The organism is Streptomyces sp. NPDC102278, from assembly GCF_044766345.1.
In the GTDB taxonomy this organism is placed as follows: domain Bacteria; phylum Actinomycetota; class Actinomycetes; order Streptomycetales; family Streptomycetaceae; genus Streptomyces.
The window spans coordinates 54,127-74,573 of the sequence record NZ_JBIWLV010000002.1 but is presented as its reverse complement, the minus strand read 5'-3'; the positions used below and the strand labels follow the sequence as shown (position 1 = coordinate 74,573).

Annotated in this window: 20 protein-coding genes; 8 read left to right on the top strand and 12 right to left on the bottom strand. The window is 71.4% G+C overall.

Going from position 1 to position 20,447, the window contains the following annotated elements:
• Positions 1–162: 162 nt before the first annotated feature.
• The gene (locus ACIRO3_RS05095) at positions 163–1,350 is read left to right on the top strand and encodes a glycoside hydrolase family 64 protein (protein WP_365997042.1); all 1,188 of its coding nucleotides are present in this window, start codon (positions 163–165) and stop codon (positions 1,348–1,350) included.
• Positions 1,351–1,369: 19 nt separating this feature from the next.
• Here ACIRO3_RS05095 and ACIRO3_RS05090 read toward each other — a convergent pair whose 3' ends face one another.
• The 4 genes from ACIRO3_RS05090 to ACIRO3_RS05075 form a co-directional block, all read right to left on the bottom strand.
• Positions 1,370–2,857: an APC family permease gene (locus ACIRO3_RS05090; protein ID WP_404132569.1), complete on the bottom strand. Its 1,488-nt coding sequence runs from the start codon at positions 2,855–2,857 to the stop codon at positions 1,370–1,372.
• Between the two features lie 332 nt (positions 2,858–3,189).
• Positions 3,190–3,405, bottom strand: coding sequence for a hypothetical protein (locus ACIRO3_RS05085; RefSeq protein ID WP_404132566.1), 216 nt, complete (start codon positions 3,403–3,405; stop codon positions 3,190–3,192).
• Between the two features lie 131 nt (positions 3,406–3,536).
• Positions 3,537–4,700, bottom strand: coding sequence for an agmatine/peptidylarginine deiminase (locus ACIRO3_RS05080; RefSeq protein ID WP_404132564.1), 1,164 nt, complete (start codon positions 4,698–4,700; stop codon positions 3,537–3,539).
• Positions 4,701–4,959: 259 nt separating this feature from the next.
• Entirely contained in the window at positions 4,960–7,023 is a 2,064-nt protein-coding gene (locus tag ACIRO3_RS05075; protein WP_404132561.1) for a SpoIIE family protein phosphatase, read from the bottom strand.
• 276 nt (positions 7,024–7,299) lie between these two features.
• Here ACIRO3_RS05075 and ACIRO3_RS05070 point away from each other — a divergent pair, with 276 nt between their 5' ends.
• Both ACIRO3_RS05070 and ACIRO3_RS05065 read left to right on the top strand, forming a co-directional pair.
• A complete protein-coding gene (locus ACIRO3_RS05070) occupies positions 7,300–7,638 on the top strand; it encodes a DUF6355 family natural product biosynthesis protein (protein ID WP_404132558.1) in 339 nt (112 codons plus the stop codon).
• A 169-nt stretch (positions 7,639–7,807) separates the two neighbouring features.
• A complete protein-coding gene (locus ACIRO3_RS05065) occupies positions 7,808–8,842 on the top strand; it encodes an ArsR/SmtB family transcription factor (RefSeq protein ID WP_404132555.1) in 1,035 nt (344 codons plus the stop codon).
• Here the strand turns inward: ACIRO3_RS05065 and ACIRO3_RS05060 are convergent.
• Positions 8,839–9,726: an NAD-dependent protein deacetylase gene (locus ACIRO3_RS05060; RefSeq protein ID WP_404132552.1), complete on the bottom strand. Its 888-nt coding sequence runs from the start codon at positions 9,724–9,726 to the stop codon at positions 8,839–8,841. The two genes, ACIRO3_RS05065 and ACIRO3_RS05060, sit on opposite strands and share 4 nt — an antisense overlap.
• A gap of 272 nt (positions 9,727–9,998) precedes the next feature.
• Between ACIRO3_RS05060 and ACIRO3_RS05055 the strand changes: the two genes are divergently transcribed.
• Entirely contained in the window at positions 9,999–11,504 is a 1,506-nt protein-coding gene (locus ACIRO3_RS05055; protein WP_404132550.1) for a SulP family inorganic anion transporter, read from the top strand.
• A gap of 79 nt (positions 11,505–11,583) precedes the next feature.
• On the opposite strand, the gene ACIRO3_RS05050 is transcribed toward ACIRO3_RS05055, so the two are convergent.
• Positions 11,584–11,961 carry a hypothetical protein gene (locus ACIRO3_RS05050; RefSeq protein WP_404132547.1) on the bottom strand — a complete coding sequence of 126 codons (378 nt, stop codon included), beginning with the start codon at positions 11,959–11,961 and terminating at the stop codon, positions 11,584–11,586.
• A 108-nt stretch (positions 11,962–12,069) separates the two neighbouring features.
• Positions 12,070–12,606 carry a DoxX family protein gene (locus ACIRO3_RS05045; RefSeq protein ID WP_404132544.1) on the bottom strand — a complete coding sequence of 179 codons (537 nt, stop codon included), beginning with the start codon at positions 12,604–12,606 and terminating at the stop codon, positions 12,070–12,072.
• Positions 12,607–12,799: 193 nt separating this feature from the next.
• Between ACIRO3_RS05045 and ACIRO3_RS05040 the strand changes: the two genes are divergently transcribed.
• Positions 12,800–13,282 (top strand): cupin domain-containing protein, encoded by a 483-nt coding sequence (locus tag ACIRO3_RS05040; protein ID WP_366150544.1) that lies wholly within the window; start codon positions 12,800–12,802, stop codon positions 13,280–13,282.
• 157 nt (positions 13,283–13,439) lie between these two features.
• On the opposite strand, the gene ACIRO3_RS05035 is transcribed toward ACIRO3_RS05040, so the two are convergent.
• From ACIRO3_RS05035 to ACIRO3_RS05020, 4 genes are all read right to left on the bottom strand, one after another.
• Entirely contained in the window at positions 13,440–14,231 is a 792-nt protein-coding gene (locus tag ACIRO3_RS05035; RefSeq protein WP_404132541.1) for a DUF4328 domain-containing protein, read from the bottom strand.
• Between the two features lie 205 nt (positions 14,232–14,436).
• Positions 14,437–15,042, bottom strand: coding sequence for a hypothetical protein (locus ACIRO3_RS05030; protein WP_404132538.1), 606 nt, complete (start codon positions 15,040–15,042; stop codon positions 14,437–14,439).
• Between the two features lie 286 nt (positions 15,043–15,328).
• A complete protein-coding gene (locus ACIRO3_RS05025; protein WP_361781631.1) occupies positions 15,329–15,916 on the bottom strand; it encodes a DUF4352 domain-containing protein in 588 nt (195 codons plus the stop codon).
• A gap of 150 nt (positions 15,917–16,066) precedes the next feature.
• Entirely contained in the window at positions 16,067–16,321 is a 255-nt protein-coding gene (locus tag ACIRO3_RS05020) for a hypothetical protein (RefSeq protein ID WP_404132534.1), read from the bottom strand.
• A gap of 270 nt (positions 16,322–16,591) precedes the next feature.
• On the opposite strand from ACIRO3_RS05020, the gene ACIRO3_RS05015 reads away from it, so the two are divergent.
• Positions 16,592–17,425 (top strand): class II glutamine amidotransferase, encoded by an 834-nt coding sequence (locus ACIRO3_RS05015; protein ID WP_404132531.1) that lies wholly within the window; start codon positions 16,592–16,594, stop codon positions 17,423–17,425.
• Between the two features lie 85 nt (positions 17,426–17,510).
• Positions 17,511–17,930, top strand: a complete 420-nt coding sequence (locus ACIRO3_RS05010) for a PLD nuclease N-terminal domain-containing protein (protein ID WP_404132528.1) — start codon at positions 17,511–17,513, stop codon at positions 17,928–17,930.
• A 72-nt stretch (positions 17,931–18,002) separates the two neighbouring features.
• Here the strand turns inward: ACIRO3_RS05010 and ACIRO3_RS05005 are convergent, their stop codons facing one another.
• The gene (locus ACIRO3_RS05005) at positions 18,003–18,641 is read right to left on the bottom strand and encodes an HdeD family acid-resistance protein (protein WP_404132525.1); all 639 of its coding nucleotides are present in this window, start codon (positions 18,639–18,641) and stop codon (positions 18,003–18,005) included.
• Positions 18,642–18,894: 253 nt separating this feature from the next.
• On the opposite strand from ACIRO3_RS05005, the gene ACIRO3_RS05000 reads away from it, so the two are divergent.
• On the top strand, positions 18,895–20,397 hold the full coding sequence (locus ACIRO3_RS05000) for a cryptochrome/photolyase family protein (RefSeq protein ID WP_404132523.1): 1,503 nt from the start codon (positions 18,895–18,897) through the stop codon (positions 20,395–20,397).
• Positions 20,398–20,447: the final 50 nt, after the last annotated feature.

The following is a 20,447-nucleotide window of genomic DNA, read 5'->3' as shown; positions in this document are numbered from 1 at the left end:
CCGTGCCGGATTCATTGACAGGAGGTGAACACAACCCGATTCTGAGAGCGCTCTCAGCATTCAAGGCGTCTCTCCCCGCCCTGCCCGCTCCGCCCGCCTCGCCCCCAGGGTGAGAGAGGTGGGGCACCTCCCCGGCAGGCTCCCCCCACCAGGAGGAAGAGCATGTTCCGCTTATCGAAAGTGCTTGGATCGGGCGCCTCGGCGCTGGTCGTCGCCGCCGGCCTGATGGTTCTCGGCCCGTCGACGTCGGCGGAGGCCGTACCGACGACCATCCCGCTCACGATCAAGAACAACTCGGGACGTGGCGAGCCGGTCTACGTCTACAACCTGGGCACCCTGCTCACCACCGGGCAGCAGGGCTGGGCCGACGCCAACGGCACGTTCCACCCATGGCCCGCGGGGGGCAATCCCCCCACCCCCGCGCCCGACGCGTCGATCACGGGCCCGGCCGACGGGCAGACCAAGACGATCCGGATGCCCAAGTTCTCCGGGCGGGTCTACTTCTCCATCGGCCAGAAGCTCGTCTTCAGGCTCACCACCGGCGGCCTGGTGCAGCCCGCCGTGCAGAATCCCTCCGACCCCAACCGCAACACCCTGTTCAACTGGTCCGAGTACACGCTCAACGACGCCGGCCTGTGGATCAACAGCACCCAGGTCGACATGTTCTCGGCTCCGTACGCGGTGGGCGTCAAGGCCGCGGGCGGTACGGTCAGCACCGTCGGTCGGCTCAAGCCGGGCGGCTACAACGCCGTGTTCAGCCAGCTGCGTTCGGCCGGCTGGGGCGGGCTGATCCAGAACCGCCCCGACGGGACGCCGTTGCGGGCGCTCTCACCCGGTCACGGCATCGAGGCCGGCGGCATTCCGGCCGGCGTCATGAACGACTACGTCAACCGGGTCTGGAGCAAGTACAGCTCCTCCACGCTCACCGTGACGCCGTTCGCGAACCAACCGAACACCAAGTACTTCGGCCGGGTCTCGGGCAACGTCATGAACTTCACCAACAGTGCGGGAGCGGTGGTCACCAGCTTCCAGAAGCCGGACTCCGACAGCGTCTTCGGCTGCTACAAGCTCCTGGACGCGCCCAACGACCTCGTCCGCGGCCCGATCTCCCGCACCCTGTGCGCGGGCTACAACCGGTCGACGCTCCTGACCAACCCCGCCCAACCCGACCCGAACGGCGCCAACTTCTACCGTGACGCCGTCACCAACCACTACTCCCGCGTCATCCACGGACAGATGGCCGACGGCAAGGCGTACGGCTTCGCCTTCGACGACGTGGGCGCCCACGAGTCGTTGGTGCACGACGGCAACCCGCAAGAGGCCTTCATGACGCTGGAGCCGTACAACTAGGCGTTCTCTTCAGAGACGTTCAGGGCCCGGGGGTGTTCTCGCCCCCGGGCCCCGAGCCGGGTTCGGAGACCAGGGCCCGGCGGTCGAAGACCAGCATGCCGAGGAAGAACACGCCTCCGAGGACCAGGAGGCCCGCCACGATGACGACCGAGGTGAGTGCCTCGGCGGGCGCCACGAGCACGAAGAGGGCGAAGAGCGTCCAGGCCAGTGCGCAGACCGCGACGGGCAGTTCGCAGCGCCCCAGGTCGAACGCGCCCTTCTGGCGGTCGAGCCGTCGGCGTACGGCGAGGTAGAGGACGATCGTGGACCCGTAAATGAGAGCGGGGAGGATGGTCGACGCGGTGATCAGTTCCAGCAGGGCCGCGCCGGGGAGCGCGACCATCAGGACGGCCCCGAGCGCGAGGATGAGGACGGTCGCCGGGATGGGCGTGTGCGTGCGGGGGCTGACGCGCCGCATCAGCTGATGGGCGGGGAAACGGGAGTCGCGGGACATGGCGTAGACGAGGCGGGAGCAGGAGACCATCACGACGATGCCGGCGCCGAAGAAGGCGAAGGTGATGGCGACCAGCAGCACCCGCTCGGCGACGGCGCCGAGACGGTCGTGCATGATCGCCGCCACGGGCGAGGCCTCGTTGCTGATCCGGGGGATGTCCTCGATGGCGACGGTGAGGGTGATCAGGAAGAGCATGCCGAGCACGCCGGCCGCCACGACCGACGCGACGATCGCGCGCGGGACACTGCGGTGGGGGTCCTTCGCCTCCTCGGCGAGGTTGGCCGCGGAGTCGAAGCCGACGAGGGTGGCCAGCCCCATGATCATCGCGAGCATCAGGCCGCCACCGACGGCGAAGTAGCCGGGAGAGCCCTCGGTGACCCCGCGGGACGTCAGGTTGCCCGCCGATCCGTTGCCCGTGACCAGGACGGCGACGACGAGTGAGATAGCCACCACCACGACGAGCGCGAGTTCGAGGCCGACCGCGGCCGAGTTGATCCAGCTGACCAGCCGTGTCGAGGCGATGGCGAGCAGGGCCTGGACGACCAGCACCACCAGGGTGATGACGCGCGCGGTGTCCTCGTCCGGGCCCATGCCGGCGAGCGGCATGAACGCCTGGCTCGCCAGGGCGTTGTCGACGGCGACCACGGCGATGGCCAGGTAACAGAACGTCAGCCAGCCGAACCACCAGCCGACCCTGGGGTTCCCGAGCCGGGAGGCCCATTGGTAGGACGAGCCGCTCAGCGGGATGCGGGCGGCGAACTGCGCGACCACCAGCGCCACGAGGGTCTGCCCGACCGCGGCGACGAGCCAGAGCCAGATCCCGACCGGCCCCGCCGTCAGCAGCACCTGATCGAAGGTGGCGAAGATCCCGACCGCCACCGAGATGAACGCGAAGGAGATCGCGAACACCTGGAAGGAGCCGAGCGAGCGTTTCAGCTCCTGCCGATAGCCGGTGGCCTCGGTGGAACGCCCACCGTCGGGCCCGTCCTGCGCCGTCTCCGTCACTTCGGCCACCTCGCCTCTCCTGGTCCCGGCCCAGTGTTCCCGTCCGGTCCCGCCTCCACGGCGCCGGTCACGGTCGACTCACGGGGCCGGCCCCCCGGACGGGCGACTCGGACCCCGCGAAGGCGGATCCGCCTCCGGCGGCCCTGCCCATCGACGGCTGGGCGCCGGCCAGGTGGTGGCCGCCGGCCCGGCCGCCGCGGCGGCGGGCGGCCGACGCAGCGTCCACGACGTGCTGGCCTACGGGGCGAAGGGTGACGGGACCACCAGGGTGACGGCATCGGCGTCGACACGGACGCACCGGGCACCCTGATCGCCCACAACACCGTCCTGAACCCCACCGGTCACGGCATCGCGGCGGGCACCAACGACATCTCCCTGCGCGACAACCAGATCACCGGCGCCAACCGGGCCGGGGCGACGGCCACGTACGGCATCCGCTTCGGCGGCAACGCGGCGAACGCGTCCTGCCAGGGCAACGTCGTCCGCAAGGGTGACGGTCCGGTTCCCGCCGAGGCGGCCATCGCCGTGCTCCCCGGCTGCGTCGGTACCTGGATCACCGGCAATGACCTGCGCGGTTGGGGCGGCGGCGCCGCCGCGATCCTCGACAAGGCCACCGGCACGCTGTCCTCCGCCAACGCCGTGTGCCCCGGCGCGCGTTACGGACCTGCCGCGCGCCGGGTGCGTGCGGTCAGGCGGCGGGCTTGCCGGGCTGGTCGTGGGTGGAGCAGTGGATGCCACCGCCACCCGAGGCGATCGTGTCGATCGCGATCGGCACCACGTCCCGCTTGGGGAAGTGCTCGCGCAGGATGGCGCGGGCCCGGTCGTCGGCCTTGCGGTCCCCGAACCGGGGCATGAAGACGGAGTCGTTGGCGATGTAGAAGTTGGCGTAGGTCGACACGAAGTCGTCGCCCTCGCCCGTGATCCTGTTCAGGTCGGGCTGCGGCAGGTCGATGACCTCGAAGCGCCGGCCGCGTGCGTCCGTCGCCTTGGACAGTACGGACTTGGCCTGGTCGGCGGAGCGCGACCAGGAGTCCGCCGGCGTGCCCGGGTGCGCGCGGTCCAGCAGGACCACACCGGGCGCGGTGAAGCGCACGAGGCTGTCCACGTGGGCGTCGGTGATGTCCTCCCCGCGGACGCCGGCCAGCCAGATCACCTTCTCGACGCCGAGGGTCTGCTTGAGCTCCTTCTCGATGGTGTCCCGGTTCTTGCCGCGGTTGCGGTTGTCGTTGACGATCGAGCTCTCGGTGATCATCAGGGTGCCCTCGCCGTCGGGCTCGAACGAGCCGCCCTCCGCGACGAGGGGGGCCTGGACCCGGGGGATCCCGTACTTCTGGAGTACCGCCCGCCCGACCCGGGCGTCGTTTTGGTGCTCCTTCTGCTTGTTGCCCCAGCCGTTGAAGTTGAAGTCGACGCCGACGGCCTTGCCGCCCTCCTCGACGAACACGGGAATGGTGTCGCGGGCCCAGAGGTCGTCGACCGCCAGTGGGACGACCTCGACCTGGGAGCCGACGGCCCGCTGGGCCGCGTCCACCTGGTCGGGCCGGGCCATCATGACGACCGCCTCGTACTCCCCGACGGCGCGCGCGATCCTCGCGATGTCCTCGCGTACGTAGCGCAGGTCCTCGTGCCAGACCGAGCTCAGCGCCGGCCAGGACATGAACGTGCGGGTGTGGCTCTCCCACTCGGCGCCCAGGCGGCGCTTGCCGCCCGAGGTGGCGGGCCGGGAGGAACCGGTCGTGGCGTCGACCTGGACGCCGGACGCGGAGGAGCAGGCCGAGGCGCCCGCGACGGCGGCGCCGATTCCGGCGAGGGTCCGAAGGACGGTCCGGCGGGTGGGGGGCAGGAAGGACACGGGAGAACTCCGATCGTGGGCCGGCGGAACGGGTGAGTCCGGCCAGGGCGAGCGAGAGGATGCGGCTCGGGTGCGCGGCAGGTCCGGCAAACCGGTCCTTACGGACAAGAATGCGCGGTCCGCGCCACGAACGGCTGCGGTGCACGGTGAGTGCTGCGGCCTCGTGGAACCACTCTGACACTGACTGAAATTTCAGTCAACTTATGGGGAACGTGGCCCACCGGTTCGACCCGGGGCGGGGCGCTACCCCGATCAGGTCTCAGAGGCCGCTCAGGCGGGCGGCGAGGAGGGCGATGTCGTCGTCCGCGGAGGCCGGCACCAAGTGCGTGACGAGGCTGTCGCAGAGGGCGTCGAGGGAGGGGGCGGGCTCGGCGAGGAGATGGGTGAGTTCACCGAGGCGGTCGTCGATGTCGGTGCCGCGCGCCTCGATGAGGCCGTCGGTGTAGAGGACGATCACGCTGCCCGGCACGAGGGTGGTGTGAGTGGTGGTGAATCGGGTCGGGCCGACGCCCAGGGGGAGTCCCGGCGGTACGTCGAGAAGCCGGGCGGCGCCGTCGGGGGTGACGAGCGCGGGCGGAGGATGGCCGGCGCAGGTGATGCGGCAGGCCCCGGTGGCCGTGTCGAGATCGACGTACAGGAAGGTGGCGAGCATCGGCTCGGCCAGGTCGTCGAGGGCGGCCTGGAGCTGGTGGAACATGGCGTCATGGTCGAGATCGAGCCTGGCCAGGGCGCGGACGCTGGCGGAGAGTCGGCCCATGACGGCCGCGGCCTGGATTCCGTGGCCCATGACGTCGCCGATCGCGAGCGCCACCGAATCGCCGGACATGGGGATCACGTCGTACCAGTCGCCGCCGACCTCGTTGACGTCACTGGCGGGCAAGTAGCGGTGGGCGACCTCTATGCCCGGGGGCGGGGTGATGTGCTGGGGCAGCATGCTGCGCTGCAGGATGACGGCGGTGTCGTGTTCGCGGTGGTACAGGCGGGCGTTGTCCACGCACACGGCGGCCCGCGCGGCCAGCTCGGTCGCGAGGGCGGTGTCCTCGTCGTTGAAGGGCTCCGGGGTGGTGCAGCGGTAGAACGTGGCCAGGCCCAGCACCGTCCCCCGTGCGAGCAGCGGCACCATCATGAACGAGTGCACGCCCTGCCTCAGCAGCTCGGCCGGTGCTTGGGAATGGCGGGCCGCGGGGGCGATGGCCTCCTCGTCGAGCCGCGCGATGACGAAGGCGTGGCGGTCGGCGACGGCCTGGGTGTAGGGGGCGGCCGGCGGGAAGGTCAGGGTGCGCCCGAGGGGGGCGAGGATGTCGGCCAGCGGTGAGCCGGACGGTGCCTTGCCCAGGCGTCGCAGCCGGGTACCGGCCACCAGGCCGAGGCCGACCTCCGCGCCCGCGGCCAGGGACTCCAGGACGTCGACCGTGACCAGGTCGGCCAGGTCGGGGACGGTGACCTCGGCGAGTTCCTGGGCGGTGCGCTCAAGGTCCAGACTGGTGCCGATGCGGTACGTGGCCGCGTTGATGAGCGCGAGGCGCCGGCGGCCGGCCTCGGCCTCCAGCTGGGTCTGCTCCTGGACCGTGATGTCGATCAGGGAGGCCGCCAGCCCCAGCGGGTGCCCGTCCGTGTCCTCCAACCTGGTGTACGAGCACGACCACACCCGGTCCTGGTCCGGTACGGCCGGCGTGCGGCCGATGCGACGCGAGTCGAGGACGGGCCGGCCGTCTTCGAGCACCTGCCGCATGAGGACTTCCATGGCGGCCGCGTTCACCCCCGGCAGCACCTCGGCCAGGCGTCGCCCGACGTGAGCGGCCTCCGGCAGGCCGTTCATCGCCTCCAGTGCGGGATTGACCCGCAGGAATCGCAAGCGCGTGTCGAAGAGGGCGATACCGACCGGGGAGCGGGCGAACAACCCGTCCCACACCGCCGAGGAACCGCGGATCCGCTGGGCCGTGGCGGCGTCGGCGGCGAACACCAGCACCGTCGTACCGCCGCGCGGACGGGCCGGGACGGGCGCAGCCCAGATCTCCACCTCCACCGGGTGCCCGTCGCGGTGCCAGGCGGTGACGGTACCCATGACGCCACGGGCGCTGACGGCCTTCTCCCACAACGACCTGCCGAGGCTGCGGTCCGCGCCCGGATGCAGCAGATCGGCGATGTGTCGGCCGATGACCTCCCGCGAGGTGTACCCCAGCAGCTCGCGGGCGGCCTGGTCCCAGCGCACGATCCGGCCGTCGCTGCCGGTGGCGAGCACGGCCACGGGCAGACCCCCGAGCCAGCCGCCCGCCGCTCGGGCGGCGGGGCTCGTGACCTCGTCGAAGGGCTCGGGATCCATGCGATGCACCGCCTCTCGCCCGCCGCTGGAGGAGCTGCCTCATATGCCTACGTTACCGCCGCTTCAGCCGCTCGGTATGGGGCTGCGACCACGGGGCGAGAGGGCGCGGGCCCTGAGGAAAGGCGGATCCACCTGCGGTTTTAAGCGGTGACTTAGAGGCTTGCCGGTGCGCGAAGACCTCTGCCAGTCTGTGCTGCGGCAAAGGGGCAACGGCCCCGGCGCAAAGGGAACGGCTCGCTTCACGAGCCGTCCGACACGAAGAGGAGTGTGGCCGGAATGCGTCAGTTACGGGTCAAGGGTCTGCGGCGATGGGTGGCGGTCGGCCTTCTCGGCTCCGCTGCGGTGCTGAGCACGATCACCCCCGCGAGCGCCGGTGGTGCCGGCGGTTCCCAGGGAGCCGGCGTCCGGGCCGTCGCCTCGCCGTGCGGGTACTTCGCGGGCCGGGAGATCGCCTTCTACAACCACTGCGGTCCGACCACGATCAAGATCAAGCTCGACATCGTCCGGGGTTTCGACCGGACCATCTGCGTCGGACCCGGCGAAACGCGACTCGGTCTCAAGAGCCAGATCAGGGACGCGAGCTACGTCGGCGGAGCCGGCTGCCCCATCACCTGACCCTGCACCCCCCACGACACGGCGCGCGGCGCATCCGTCCCCGGCCGAAGCCCACCCGAGCCCGGTTCGCCCCGATCCGAGAGGCGACGAGAAGGCGTGTGGTGAGCCCGGTCGGGGAATGCTGCGGGTGCGCGCGGGCCCGCGCCGGCGCCGGCAGGGGGGCCGATCGGTGTTACGCATCCACTTCACGGCGGAAGACCTCGCGCGGACGCGCGTCGCCGCGACGATCGGCGTCGCGGCGGAGACCTATCACAGCCTGGAACTCCTGCGTGAGAACCGGGACGACCCCCACTTCCGCTCGTGGAGATCAGCCCTCGCGGGGCAGCTGGGGCCGGACACCCGCCCGTTGACCTCGTTGCTCCCGGTGCGCGGGCCCGGACTCGACCTGCTGGCCCTGATGGGCGACGTTCCCTCCCTGGAACACGCCGTGGACAACCTGCTGCACGTACCGGTGTCCCGGATCCGACGCGAGTTCGAAGGCGTCGACTTCCATCCCCGGCACCTGCCCTGGGCGAGGCGGCTGTCCGAGGGGGACCCGGAGGCCCGGCGGGAGCTCGCCACGGCGTTGCGCGCCTGCCATCACCTGGCAGTGGAGCCCTATTGGCACAAGGGGCGGCCCGAACTGGTCGCGCTGTCCTCCCGCTACACGAACGCGGTGCTTGAGGGAGGCGTCGATCTGCTGCTGCGCTCGCTCTGCACACCGCTGGTCCGCTGGTGTCCGCCGACCCTGGAGGCTCCCTACCCGCGCAAGGTCGAGGTGCGTCTACGGGGCAGAGGGCTGATCATCACGCCCACGGTCTTCTCGCCGCGCGCGGTGAGTCTCCTGTGGGATCCGCTCGACAGCGAACAACCCCCCAGGTTGACGGTACCGGCGCTGCGCGAGCCGCTGGTCGGTGCCGGACCGGCCGATCCGGACGGCCCCGCGGGCCGGAACCTGGAATCACTGCTCGGCCGCACGCGAGCGGCCGCGCTGCGCGTGACGGCGGAAGGCAGCACGACGACCGAGCTGGCCCGCCGCCTCGACGTCTCGGTCGCGGCCGCCAGCCAGCACGCGCGGGTGCTCCGGAACGCGAACCTGATCACCACCAGCCGCCGGGGCGGGTCCGTGCTGCACCTCATCACGCCCTTGGGGATCGCCCTGCTGGGGGCCCGGGTTCACCGGGGCGTCGGCGCCCCGGTGAACCCTTCCGGAGACAGGCCCTAGCCGTCCACGGCGATGCCCAGTCGGTCGGCCAGGGCGGTGAGGGTGGTCCCGAGGGGGAGCGCGACGCGGGTGACGGCGTGCCGGTCGCCCCGGGTCGGGTCCTGGTTGACGATCACCACGGGTTTCCCGGCCTCGGCCGCCTGACGGACGAAGCGCAGCCCGGACATCACCGTCAGCGAGGAGCCGAGGACCAGGAGGGAGTTCGCCGCACCGACCAGTTCGCGGCAGTGCGCGACCCGCCGCGGCGGAACGGCCTCGCCGAAGAACACCACGTCCGGCTTGAGGACGCCGCCGCACTTCGTGCAGGGGACCACGCGGAAGTCCCCGACCTGTTCGTCACTGAGGTCGGCGTCACCGTCGGGGTTCAACGCCGAGGCCACCGGTGCGAAGCCCGTGTTGGCCTCCTCCAGCCGCCGGGCCAGTTCGCGGCGCGAGCCGACGTCGCCGCAGGAAAGGCAGACGACCCGGCCCAGGCTTCCGTGGAGCTCCACCACGTCCTCGCTGCCGGCGGCCTGGTGCAGGCCGTCGACGTTCTGCGTGATCACGCCCGACAGCAGGCCCTGTCGTCCGAACGCCGCCACGGCCCGGTGCCCGGCATTGGGCCGGGCGCGCCCGAAGGTGCGCCAGCCCAGGTGACTGCGCGCCCAGTAGCGGCGCCGGGCCTGGGCCCCCGCGGTGAAGTCCTGGTAGGTCATCGGGGTGTGCCGACGCAGGCTCCCGCCCTCGCCCCGGTAGTCGGGGATGCCCGACTCCGTGGACATGCCGGCGCCGCTGAGCACCAGCACGCCTCCGGCCCGCAGCGCGTCGGCGACCGGCTCCGGGTCGGTGGTGCCCGGTCGCAGGTCCTCGGTGGGGGTCCAGCTCAGAGTGGGGCGCATGCGCATGCCGCCAGGGTACGGAACGCGCGGGCCCGGGGCCGTGCTCGGCCGATGTACGGCAGCCGGGGCGGGCCTCCTCGTGGCGAGGGTAGAGTTGCGGCCTGCCCGACGTGACGTGCCCCTGACGTTGAGCCCGAGCCGGTGCTCGCGCCGGCCCCGTTCCGTCCTCTTCCGGTTCGGCCGTGCGGTCCGTCCGCGGCGCGTCGGCCCGTGTCCTTACGTACGCCCCCGGCCTGTCCGGAGCGGGGTGTGCCCGAGCCCGACAGGTGTCCGAACCCTTGCCTTCCGTTTCCTTGACGTCCTGCGCCGTGCGGCTGCGCGGCCTGCGGCCCCACTGGGTATCCGACCCCAAGGTGTGGCGCACCGAGGTCCTCGCGGGCCTGGTCGTCGGGCTCGCGCTGATCCCGGAGGCGATCTCGTTCTCGATCATCGCCGGCGTCGACCCGGCGGTCGGTCTGTTCGCCTCGTTCACGATGGCCGTGATCATCTCGGTGGTCGGCGGTCGTCGCGCGATGATCTCCGCCGCGACCGGCGCGGTCGCGCTGGTGATCGCCCCGCTGAACCGTGAGCACGGATTCGGCTACCTGGTCGCCGCCGTCATCCTCGCCGGGGTGTTCCAGATCGTGCTGGGTGTCCTCGGTGTCGCGAAGCTGATGCGGTTCGTCCCCCGCTCGGTCATGGTCGGCTTCGTCAACTCCCTCGCCATCCTGATCTTCATGGCCCAGGTTCCCGAGATGCGCGATGTGCCCTGGCCGGTGTACCCGCTGATCGGGGCCGGGTTGGCGCTGATGGTGTTCTTCCCGAAGATCACCACGGTGATTCCGGCCCCGCTGGTCTCGATCACCATCCTCACCGTCATCACGGTCGCCGCGGGCGTGGCGGTGCCGACGGTCGGCGACAAGGGCGCGCTGCCCTCCTCGCTGCCCGTGCCCGGGTTGCCGGACGTGCCGTTCACCGCGGACACCCTGACCACCATCGCCCCCTACGCGTTCGCGATGGCGCTGGTCGGCCTGATGGAGTCCCTGATGACGGCCAAGCTGGTCGACGAGATCACCGACACCCCTTCCTCCAAGACACGAGAGTCCATCGGACAGGGCATCGCCAACATCGTGACCGGCTTCTTCGGCGGCATGGGCGGCTGCGCGATGATCGGCCAGACGATGATCAACGTGAAGGTGTCGGGTGCCCGCACCCGCCTGTCGACCTTCCTCGCGGGCGCGTTCCTGATGGTGCTGTGCGTCGTCTTCGGGCCGATCGTCTCCGAGATCCCCATGGCCGCGCTCGTCGCCGTCATGGTGATGGTCTGCTTCGCCACCTTTGACTGGCACTCCATCGCTCCGAAGACCCTCAAGCGGATGCCCCCCGGCGAGATCACCGTCATGATCGTCACCGTCGCCTGCGTCGTGGCCACCCACAACCTCGCCGTCGGCGTCATCGCCGGTTCGGTCACGGCGATGGTCATCTTCGCCCGACGCGTCGCCCATCTCGCCGAGGTCACCGCGGTCACCGATCCCGAGGGCACCACCGTGGTCTACGCGGTCACCGGCGCGTTGTTCTTCGCCTCGTCCAACGACCTCGTCGGCCGGTTCGACTACGCGGGAGACCCGGAGAAGGTCGTCATAGACCTGTCGGCGGCGCACGTCTGGGACGCCTCCTCGGTGGCGGCCCTGGACGCCATCGAGACCAGGTACGCCCAGCGCGGCAAGGCGGTGGAGATCATCGGTCTCAACGACCCCAGTGCCCACCTCCACGGCAGGCTCAGCGGCGAACTCGCCGGCCACTGAGCCCGCTTCCCACATCCCGCTTCCCGCTCTCCGGCCCGTGGCGGTCAGCGGCCTCGGCTTCGCAGGGCCGCCCGTCGCCTCAGGACCCCGTTCCCTCCTCGTCCGGCCCGGTGCGCAGGTCCAGCATGTTCAGGAGCGAGGCCAGGTCGTCGGGGCCGGTGGTACGGGACGCGACCGCCTCGTGAGCCCGCTCACGACGGGCGGCGCCACCGGGGGAGGTGTCCCCGCCGCACCGCAGCGGGTCCGCGACGGCCGACCCGGAACCATCCCGCCGGCCGGGGCACGACCGGTGCTCGCCGGCGGTGGAGCAGACGGCGGCGGGGCCCGCGGCCCTGCGGCGCCGTGCGCTGCGGATGGCGCCGGTCACGGTCCGCGCCAACAGACGCGGCCCGCGCGTGGCCGGCCCGAACAGGGAGCCGACGGATTCGCGCCGAACGGTCCGGCGGATGTCTGTCATGGGGCTCCTCCTCCTTGCGGCGGTCCTGACCGGGACGGGCGTGGTGAGGACTCGCTGCGCCTTGCGATGCGTACGGGGACCGGCGGCGGCGGCGGACCGCCGGCATCCTCAGCGGGGATCGGCGAGGGCGGCGACGGCCTTGACCCGGGCGGCCGTACTGGCCGCGGCCACCTCGACGGGATGGCGAACGGCCCTCACCGGGTGCCTGTGGTCGAGCGCGTGCCGGGAACGGTAGGCGAGCGACGGCTTGCCATGGGTGTCCGCGGCGGCGATGAGCAGACCACCGAGCGCGGAGAGGTCGGTCAGGAAGTGAGCACGCTGCCGTGCCCGCTCCTTCGGGTCCTCCACCGTCCAGAACGCGTGTTCCGTCAGCGCGGTCGGCACCAGCGAGGCGGCGAGCGTGAGCGCGGCCAGACGCGGGACGCGTCCCGTCGCCATCATCAGGCCCGCTCCGACCTGGATCGCGCTGTGGACGCGCACCAGCTTCAGAGGATCCCCGGCCAGCGCCGGGACGCGCTTCCCGACGGCCTGGGCAAGGGGCTGGACGTGTTCCGCCGCACTCTCGGGGCGGCGCAGGGTACGTAGCCCGCCGACGACGTGCGGGGCGGCGAGCAGGGGACGGGCGAGCTTTCGAAGGACAGCCATGTCCCGCTGCTGCCCCGACTCGGCCCGTCCATCCGGCCCGGGTCGCCCTTGGCGTTCGACTCCCGGTCGAAGGGCTCGGCAGGGCGGACGGAGCAGCGGTCTCCAAGGGAAGAACGGCATCGGGCGACCGGTTGTCATTTCCGCACGCGTACGTGCACGAGTGACACGGGAAATGGCACGGGAGGGGACCCACATGTCGTATCCGGAGGCCCGCTACGCGGGGAGCAAGGGCGAGGTCAGCGCGGTGTTCAGGCCCGTGGACACGCCGGCCGACCTGGTGTCGCCGAACGGCGACGCAACGCACCGTCTCGCGACGAAGGCTTCCACCAACGGGGAGTTCGGCCTCTACCGGGTGGAGATGAGCGCCGGGGCCGGCGGCCCGAAGACGCACTTCCACAAGACCATCTCGGAGTCGTTCTTCATCCTCGACGGCACGGTGCGGCTGTTCAACGGTGTCGACTGGATCGACGCGCGGAAGGGCGACTTCCTGTTCGTGCCGCAGGGCGGTCTGCACGCCTTCCGCAACGACTCGCGGGCCCCGGCGGAGATGCTGATGCTGTTCGCGCCGGGGGCGCCGCGCGAGGAGTACTTCGAGGGGTTGTCGCAGCTCGCCGACGCGACCGACGAAGAACGCACCGAGTTCTTCGTCAAGCACGACTCGTACTTCGTCGAGTAGGAGGCCGAGCCCGCGAAGCCGGAACCGGGCGCGAGCCCGGTTCCGGCCGCACGTTCCGCGACAGGCGCGGGGTCGTGGCGCGGGGCCGTGGCGCCGGTGCGTGGCGCCGGTTCGTGGCGCCGGGGGAGGGGGCGCGGAGCGTGCGGCCGTCGGGTCGTCACACCGCGGCGAGCGGGCCCTGCGCGGCCTTGACGCGTTGGAGCGCGGTCAGCTTGCGCACGAAGACGACGGCCAGTACGGCGGCGACGATGGTGGTCACGTCCGTGACCGCTCCGAGGACGGAGACGTCCCGGATCTCCTCCGGCGTCTCGGCCGCCGTGTACCGCTTCGAGAAGACGCGATCGAGGACCAGGGAGGCGACGAACACCGTCCACCAGGCGGTCACCGGTGCGCTGGAGGTGTGGCGGTAGGAGCCGTCGGGCGCGAGTTGGGTGCTGGCACCCCAGGTCTCCCGTGCGGTCCGGTAGGGGAAGAAGAGGTTGGCGATCGGGACGAACCAGCCGCCGATGGCCCAGCCCGCGGACTGGGTGAAGCCGTCGGGACGGAAGACCTGGCCGTTGCACCGGACCCGGTGGAACCAGACGAGGAAGACCACGATCGTGGCCAGGCGGAGAGCGACCTGCGCGACGGCGACCGCCACATTGAGGACGTCGGCCAGGTCGCCGCTGTCGTCCTCGATGCCCGCGGGGTCGCTGATGAAGTCCTTCATCAGCTTCCAGATGTACAAGTTGACCCCGGACGAGATGAGATCGACCGCGGCCCCCACGGACAACAGCGCGGTCAGGGCCGTCGCCAACCCCTCCGGCGAATGCAGCACTCCGATGGCCCGCGACGGCGGGACGGGAACGGGAGCGGCACCGGGTACCGGCGGCGGCGGCGCCGTCGCCGGCCCGGCCTCGGCCTGCGGGGAGGACGGGGGCGGAGACGGGTCGGGCGTGCTGACGGACATGACGGAGAACCCCCCACGGGAACGTGTGCGTGTGACATGAGAACGGGCCGCCTGACGGGCGGCCCGAGCCGACTGACGATATGCCATGTCCACGCCCGCCGTCCAAAGGGTTCGGCGGCGGGGCATCGGCCGAATCCGCAGGTCGGGGCGACGGACGCGGGTCAAGCACCCTGCTCGGCCGGGACACCGCCCCGCGCTCCGCCCTTCAGGGCCGCAAGCCCGCCCGCCTGAGCGCGACTTCGGACAGTGCGGCGATGACCTGTCGGTCCCCGCGGCGCCAGGCGTCGGCGAGGCCGGCCGGCGGGACGGGGATCGCCTTGAGGTCGCCCGGAGGCCCGGTGAGGGCACGCAAGGCCAACAGATCGGCGCCCCCGGGGGCCTCCAGGAGGCGACGGGTGGTGACGCCGCGCCAGATCCAGAGCATGCGCGGGGGGAGCCACAGCACCAGTACGAAGGTGACCGGAAGGACGATCAGGGCGAGCGTGGTCAGCGTGGCCAGATTCTCCACGGTGTGCTGGAGGGACTGTCCGGCGTCGGAGAGCCCGGTGCCGGCCTCGGCCGCGGACTGGAGGGGCTTCTTCAGGAGGCCCCCGATGAGGGGCACTTCGGACGCGGCGTCACCGGCGTTGTCGAGGCCGGTGGCCAGGTCGCCGCCCGCGCTCTGCATCCTGCGGCCCGGCTCGGCCAGCCGCATGATCGCGTCGTGCACTGCCAGGGCGAACCACACCGCGGCCGCGATCAGGGCGACGGCGACCAGGTCCGCGAGCACCTGCCGGCTTCGCCTCGCCGGGATTTGGGCGTAAAGGCGCATGGCGCGCTCCTGTTCCGGTGGTGGCATCGAAGACGGCCGGATCCAGCCAGGTGAGGTGCGGCGTTCGGGTCGGCGGGGCTCGGCCGGTCGCTTGACCGTACGGGGCCTCGAGTATTCCATTCCTCCCCGCGGGGGGACGGCCTCGACGCGTGACCGTGCCGTGCGCCCCTGAGGGCGTGCGGAGACCCCGCCGGGATGTGGAAAGCCCGGACGGTGCGCGGACCCCCCCGGCGTGCGGAACCCCCGCCGGACGTTGCCGGGCGGGGGTTTGCGTGTCGGCGGGGTGTCAGGAGACGTCGGCGCGGACGCCGTCCCCGAGCAAGCCGTCCGTGTACGTCACCTTCTTCGCCGTGAACTTGCCCTTCCCGCTGATCACACCGGTCACGTTCTCGCCGGGCGCGAGGTCCACGGTGTCGATCTGGGCCTCGTCGACGCCGAGTTCGGGTCCGTGCTTCGTCCCGGCGGTGTCGGTGATCGCGAAGTACAACGGGTTGACGCTGATCTGCTTGGTCGAGTTGTTCGTGACCGTGACGGACACGCTCGTGTAGTCACCCTGCGCCAACACGCTCGGTTTGAACGCCGCGGCTTTCGCCGTGACCGTGATCGGCGACTTCTTCTCCGGCTTCGCGGCCGGCGCCGGGTCCGCCTGCTTCGACGGCTGCGAGGCACCGGCGGTCGAGGGCTTGACCGTCTTGTCGTCGGTGTCGTCGCCGAGCATCGACCCCGCGACGGCGAGGACCACGACCAGGCCGACGATGCCGAGGCACGAGAACCCGACGATCTTCCCCGCACCGGACTTCCGCGGCGGCGGCTGCGGGGGAGGGTATCCGTATCCGGGCGGGGGCTGGTTGCCGTACGGGGGCTGCTGCGACATGGGCGTACCTCACTGGCTGTTCCGGTGTGATCGCGCCACGTTATGGCCCGTGCCCGCGCGGCGCGCGGGAGTTCCCGAATCGTGACAATCAAAGATTCAACGATCCGGTCGGCCGCCCGTGTCGGACAACGGGGCAGGGCAGTCGGGCGGTCAGGGCAGATCGGCGGGCGGCGGACCGGTCTCGGCCTCGTACACGTGCGGGCCGTCGACCTGCCACTCGATCAGCGGCGAGTCCCCCAGCACCAGCGCGTCCGGGTCGGGGACCTCGATCCGCCTGAGCATCTCGATCACATCGGTGTCCTCGTGCGCGACGCCGAGGATCGTGTCCACTGCGCCGACGCGGATGCCCACCCGGCGGCCGCCGGACGGGCTGACACGGTGTACGACGATCGGTGCTCGCTCCATTCCTCCACCCTGCGGGACACCCGTCGCTCCGGCACGCCGGGCGCGCTCCGTTCGGCCGGGTCCGGATCGTGGCCAGGGCTGCGCCGTGCGTCGGGCGCGAGCGGTGGGCCGTCCCGTATCGCGCTCCTGCGCCCGGAAGCCGAGAATGAGACTGCCCGCGTAGTGGGTGCACCCGAGAGGTGCGGGCGGGTCCGTCCCGGCGATTCGACGCCGGGCGCGAGTGACGACGATGCGGCGCTCGCCGTGCCGTAGGGATCCAGGTGATGACGCATGTGCCGGTGGCTCGCGTACTCGGGAACGCCCATGTTGCTCGACACGATCCTGTACAAGCCGGCCCACTCCCTGATCGACCAGAGCCTGCACTCCAAGCTCGGCGTGGAGACCACGAACGGCGACGGGTTCGGCGTCGGCTGGTACTCGGAGGACAACAGCACTCCGGCGCTCCTGCGGGACGTCGGTCCCGCCTGGAACAACCGCAACCTGCGGGAGATGGCCGACCACGTCCGCTCGCCGCTGTTCTTCGCCCACATCCGGGCATCGACCGGGACGGCGGTGCAGCAGTCGAACTGCCACCCCTTCCGGCACGGCCGCTGGATGTTCATGCACAACGGCGCCGTCACGGGGTTCCACCTGATGCGCCGGGAGCTCACCCTGCTCGTCGACCCCGAGCTCTACGCCGACATCGAGGGGACCACGGACTCGGAGGTCATGTTCTTCCTGGCCCTCACCTTCGGCCTCGACCGGGACCCGCCGAGAGCCGTGGCCCGGATGGCGGGCGTGGTGGAGCGTGTCGGCCACGATCACGGGGTGGAGTTCCCCCTCCAGATGACACTCGCCATCAGCGACGGCGTGCGCGTGTGGGCCTTCCGCTACTCCAGCGGGCACGACTCCCGGTCGCTGTTCTACAGCAGCCGGGTGGACGCGCTGCGCAGGCTGCACCCGGACATGGCGTTCCTGCGGGACATCTCCGAGGAGACCCGCCTCATCGTGTCCGAGCCCCTCGGTGACCTGCCCGGCGCCTGGAACGAGGTGCCGGAGAGCAGCTACGGCGTCGTACAGCCGGGCGCCGACGAGATGCACTCCTTCGCCCCGACGCCCGCGTGACGCGAGCGTCGCCCCCGAGCGTCGCCCCCGTCGGCGCGGATGTTCCCGGGCCGCCGGCCGGCCCCGACCGACAGGAGACCGGGCCATGCGGAACCCACTGCTCAACCTGGCGCAGGACTACGACTTCCCGCTGTTGAACATCTTCTGGACCATGATGTTGTGCTTCCTCTGGGTGTTCTGGTTCGTCCTGCTCATGCGCGTCATCGGGGACGTCTTCCGTGACGACGACCTGAGCGGCTTGGGCAAGGCGGGATGGACCGTCTTCGTCATCCTGCTGCCCTACGTGGGTGTCTTCGTCTACCTGATCGTCCGCGGGCGCGGGATGGGTGAGCGCGAACTCCGGCGCACCCAGAGGCAGGAGGAGGCGTTCCGCACCTACGCACGCGAGAGCGCCGCGATCACCGGCCAGGCCGAGGAACTGTCGCGGCTCGCGGAACTCAAGAACCGCGGCGACCTCACGGCAGCCGAGTACGAGCAGGCCAAGGGGAGAGTCCTCGGTTCCTGAGGCCGGGGGAGCGGGCCCGACACCGGCCCGTCATCGCCCCGGCCCGTCATCGCCCGACCAGTCACCGGCCCGTCACGGTCCGTCCTCGCCCCGTGTCACCCGGGCGGAAGCGACCATCGTCCGGGTGGCGGAGCGCAGTGCGAAGGCCATCACCACTTCGAACACGCCCAGCAGGACGAGCCACAGCCCCAACAGCCGTGTCAGCGCGACCGCGGAGTCCACCGGGAAGCAGAGCACCACGATTCCGGCGACGGTGCCGAGGGCGCCCAGCGCGAAGAGCAGGCCCCGGTGTACGAGCGCCCGGTCCGCGATCGCGACGTACGCCGTCAGCACACCGGTCAGCAGCCAGAACACCCCGACGATCAGGGACAGGGCGCCGATGGTCTGCATCGGATGCCGCAGAACCAGAACGCCCGCCAGGAACGCCAACATGGCGATCAGGACGCCCGCCAGCCTGCTGCCGCCCCCGTCGCTGCTGTGCGAGAAGGCCGTGACGAAACGGAAGCCGCCGGCCACCAGGAGCTGCAGACCGATGATGACGGCCAGGATGTGCAGCGTCTCGTCGGGCCAGACGAGGACCAGGATGCCTGGAATCAAGGTCGCGAGAGCGAAACCGAGGGCCCAGTGCCACGAGCTTCCGACGCGCTTGAGCACGTCCTCGGGGTCGCCCTGCGGGCCCAGCGGTGCCGCGTGGGCGGAGGGTACTGTCATCACGCCTCCCGGGCCGGCCGAAAGCACCCTTCGTGGCACCTCGGGCCGTCGGACGTGCCGGGCTTGCCTGTCGAGCCAATTTTAGGCCGCACCGGTTCATCCCGCCGTTCGTCGCCCCGGTCGTCCTCGTCCACCGTGCCGTCCGCGTGGGCGATGACCGGCCGCGCTCGTCGGCGGTGACCGATCGCGCTCGTCGGCGGTGAACGGCCGCGTCAGCCGGCCTCAGCCCCGGCCGCGTTGGTTGGATACGGCCATGAGTCCAGTGCACTGGTTGTTCGGCGACCAGCTCGGCCCGCACTTCACCGCCACCGCCGCCGGCGGGACACCGCGGCACACCCGATGGTTGCTGATCGAGTCGCGGGCCGTCTTTCGCCGTCGCCGGTTCCACCGGGCCAAGGCCCACCTGATCCTCAGCGCCATCCGTCACCGGGCGGCCGATCTCGGCGAGAGCGCCCACCTCGTCGAGGCGGAGACCTACCGCGAAGGCCTGGCGCGGGCCGTGGGCGAGGCACCCGTCTCCGTGCACCATCCCACCTCCCGCGCCGCCCTCGCCCTGGTGGACTCGCTTCCGCAGGTCACGGTCCACCCCGCCCGCGGGTTCCTCGTCGGACACCGGGAGTTCGCGCAGTGGGCCGCTCGGCAGAAAGGCCGGCGACTGCTCCAGGAGAACCTCTACGAACACACCCGGCGCACCCACGACATCCTCATGGACGGCGACCGGCCGGCGGGCGGGCGCTGGAACCTGGACCACGAGAACCGCGAGCCCCCGCCCCGCGTGGGGACCACCCTGGGGGCGCCGGCGCCGTACCGGCCCCGAGAGGACGAGATCGACGAAGGAGTCCGGCGGGACCTGGACCGCTGGGAACGGGAGGGCATCACCTTCGTGGGCCGCGACGGGCCCCGCCTCTTCCCCGCGAGCCGCCGCGAGGCACTGGCCGCGCTCGACCACTTCGTCACGCACCGCCTCGCCGGCTTCGGTGCGCACGAGGACGCCATGCTGGCGGCCGATCCGGTGATGAGCCACAGCCTCCTGTCCTCCTCCCTCAACCTCGGGCTCCTCGATCCGTGGGAGTGCGTGAGCCGGGCCGAGGCCGCCTGGCGGGCCGGGGACGTCCCGCTCAACAGCGCCGAGGGGTTCATCCGGCAGGTCTGCGGCTGGCGCGAGTACGTGTGGAACCTGTACTGGCACCTCGGCGAGGACTACCGGCACCGGAACGACCTGCGCCACACCGCGCCACTGCCCGGCTGGTTCAGGGAACTGGACGCGGACGCGCTCGGCGCCCGCTGCCTGTCCACGGTGCTGGCGCAGGTCCGGGACACGGGATGGACGCACCACATTCCCCGGCTGATGGTCCTCGGCAGCCACGCCCTGCAACAGGGCTGGGACCCGGCCGAGGTGACGGACTGGTTCCACCGGTGCTTCGTGGACGGCTACGACTGGGTGATGCTGCCCAACGTGGTGGGCATGTCGCAGTACGCCGACGGCGGGCTGATGACCACCAAGCCCTACACCTCGGGCGGCGCCTACATCCACCGGATGAGCGACCTGTGCGGGGGCTGCCGGTACCGACCCGCCGACCGTGTCGGCGATCGGGCCTGCCCCTACACCGTCGGCTACTGGTCCTTTCTGAACCGGCACCGCGCACGGTTGGAGGGAAACCCGCGCATGGCGCGGGCCGTGCGCGGACTGGACCGGCTGGGCGACGCGGCGCAGGTCGTCCGGGCGCACCGCGACGCGGGCGACTGTCCACCCTGAGCGCACCCCGGGCAGGTCCCGCCGACGCGCCGGGCCGCTGACAGACGCCC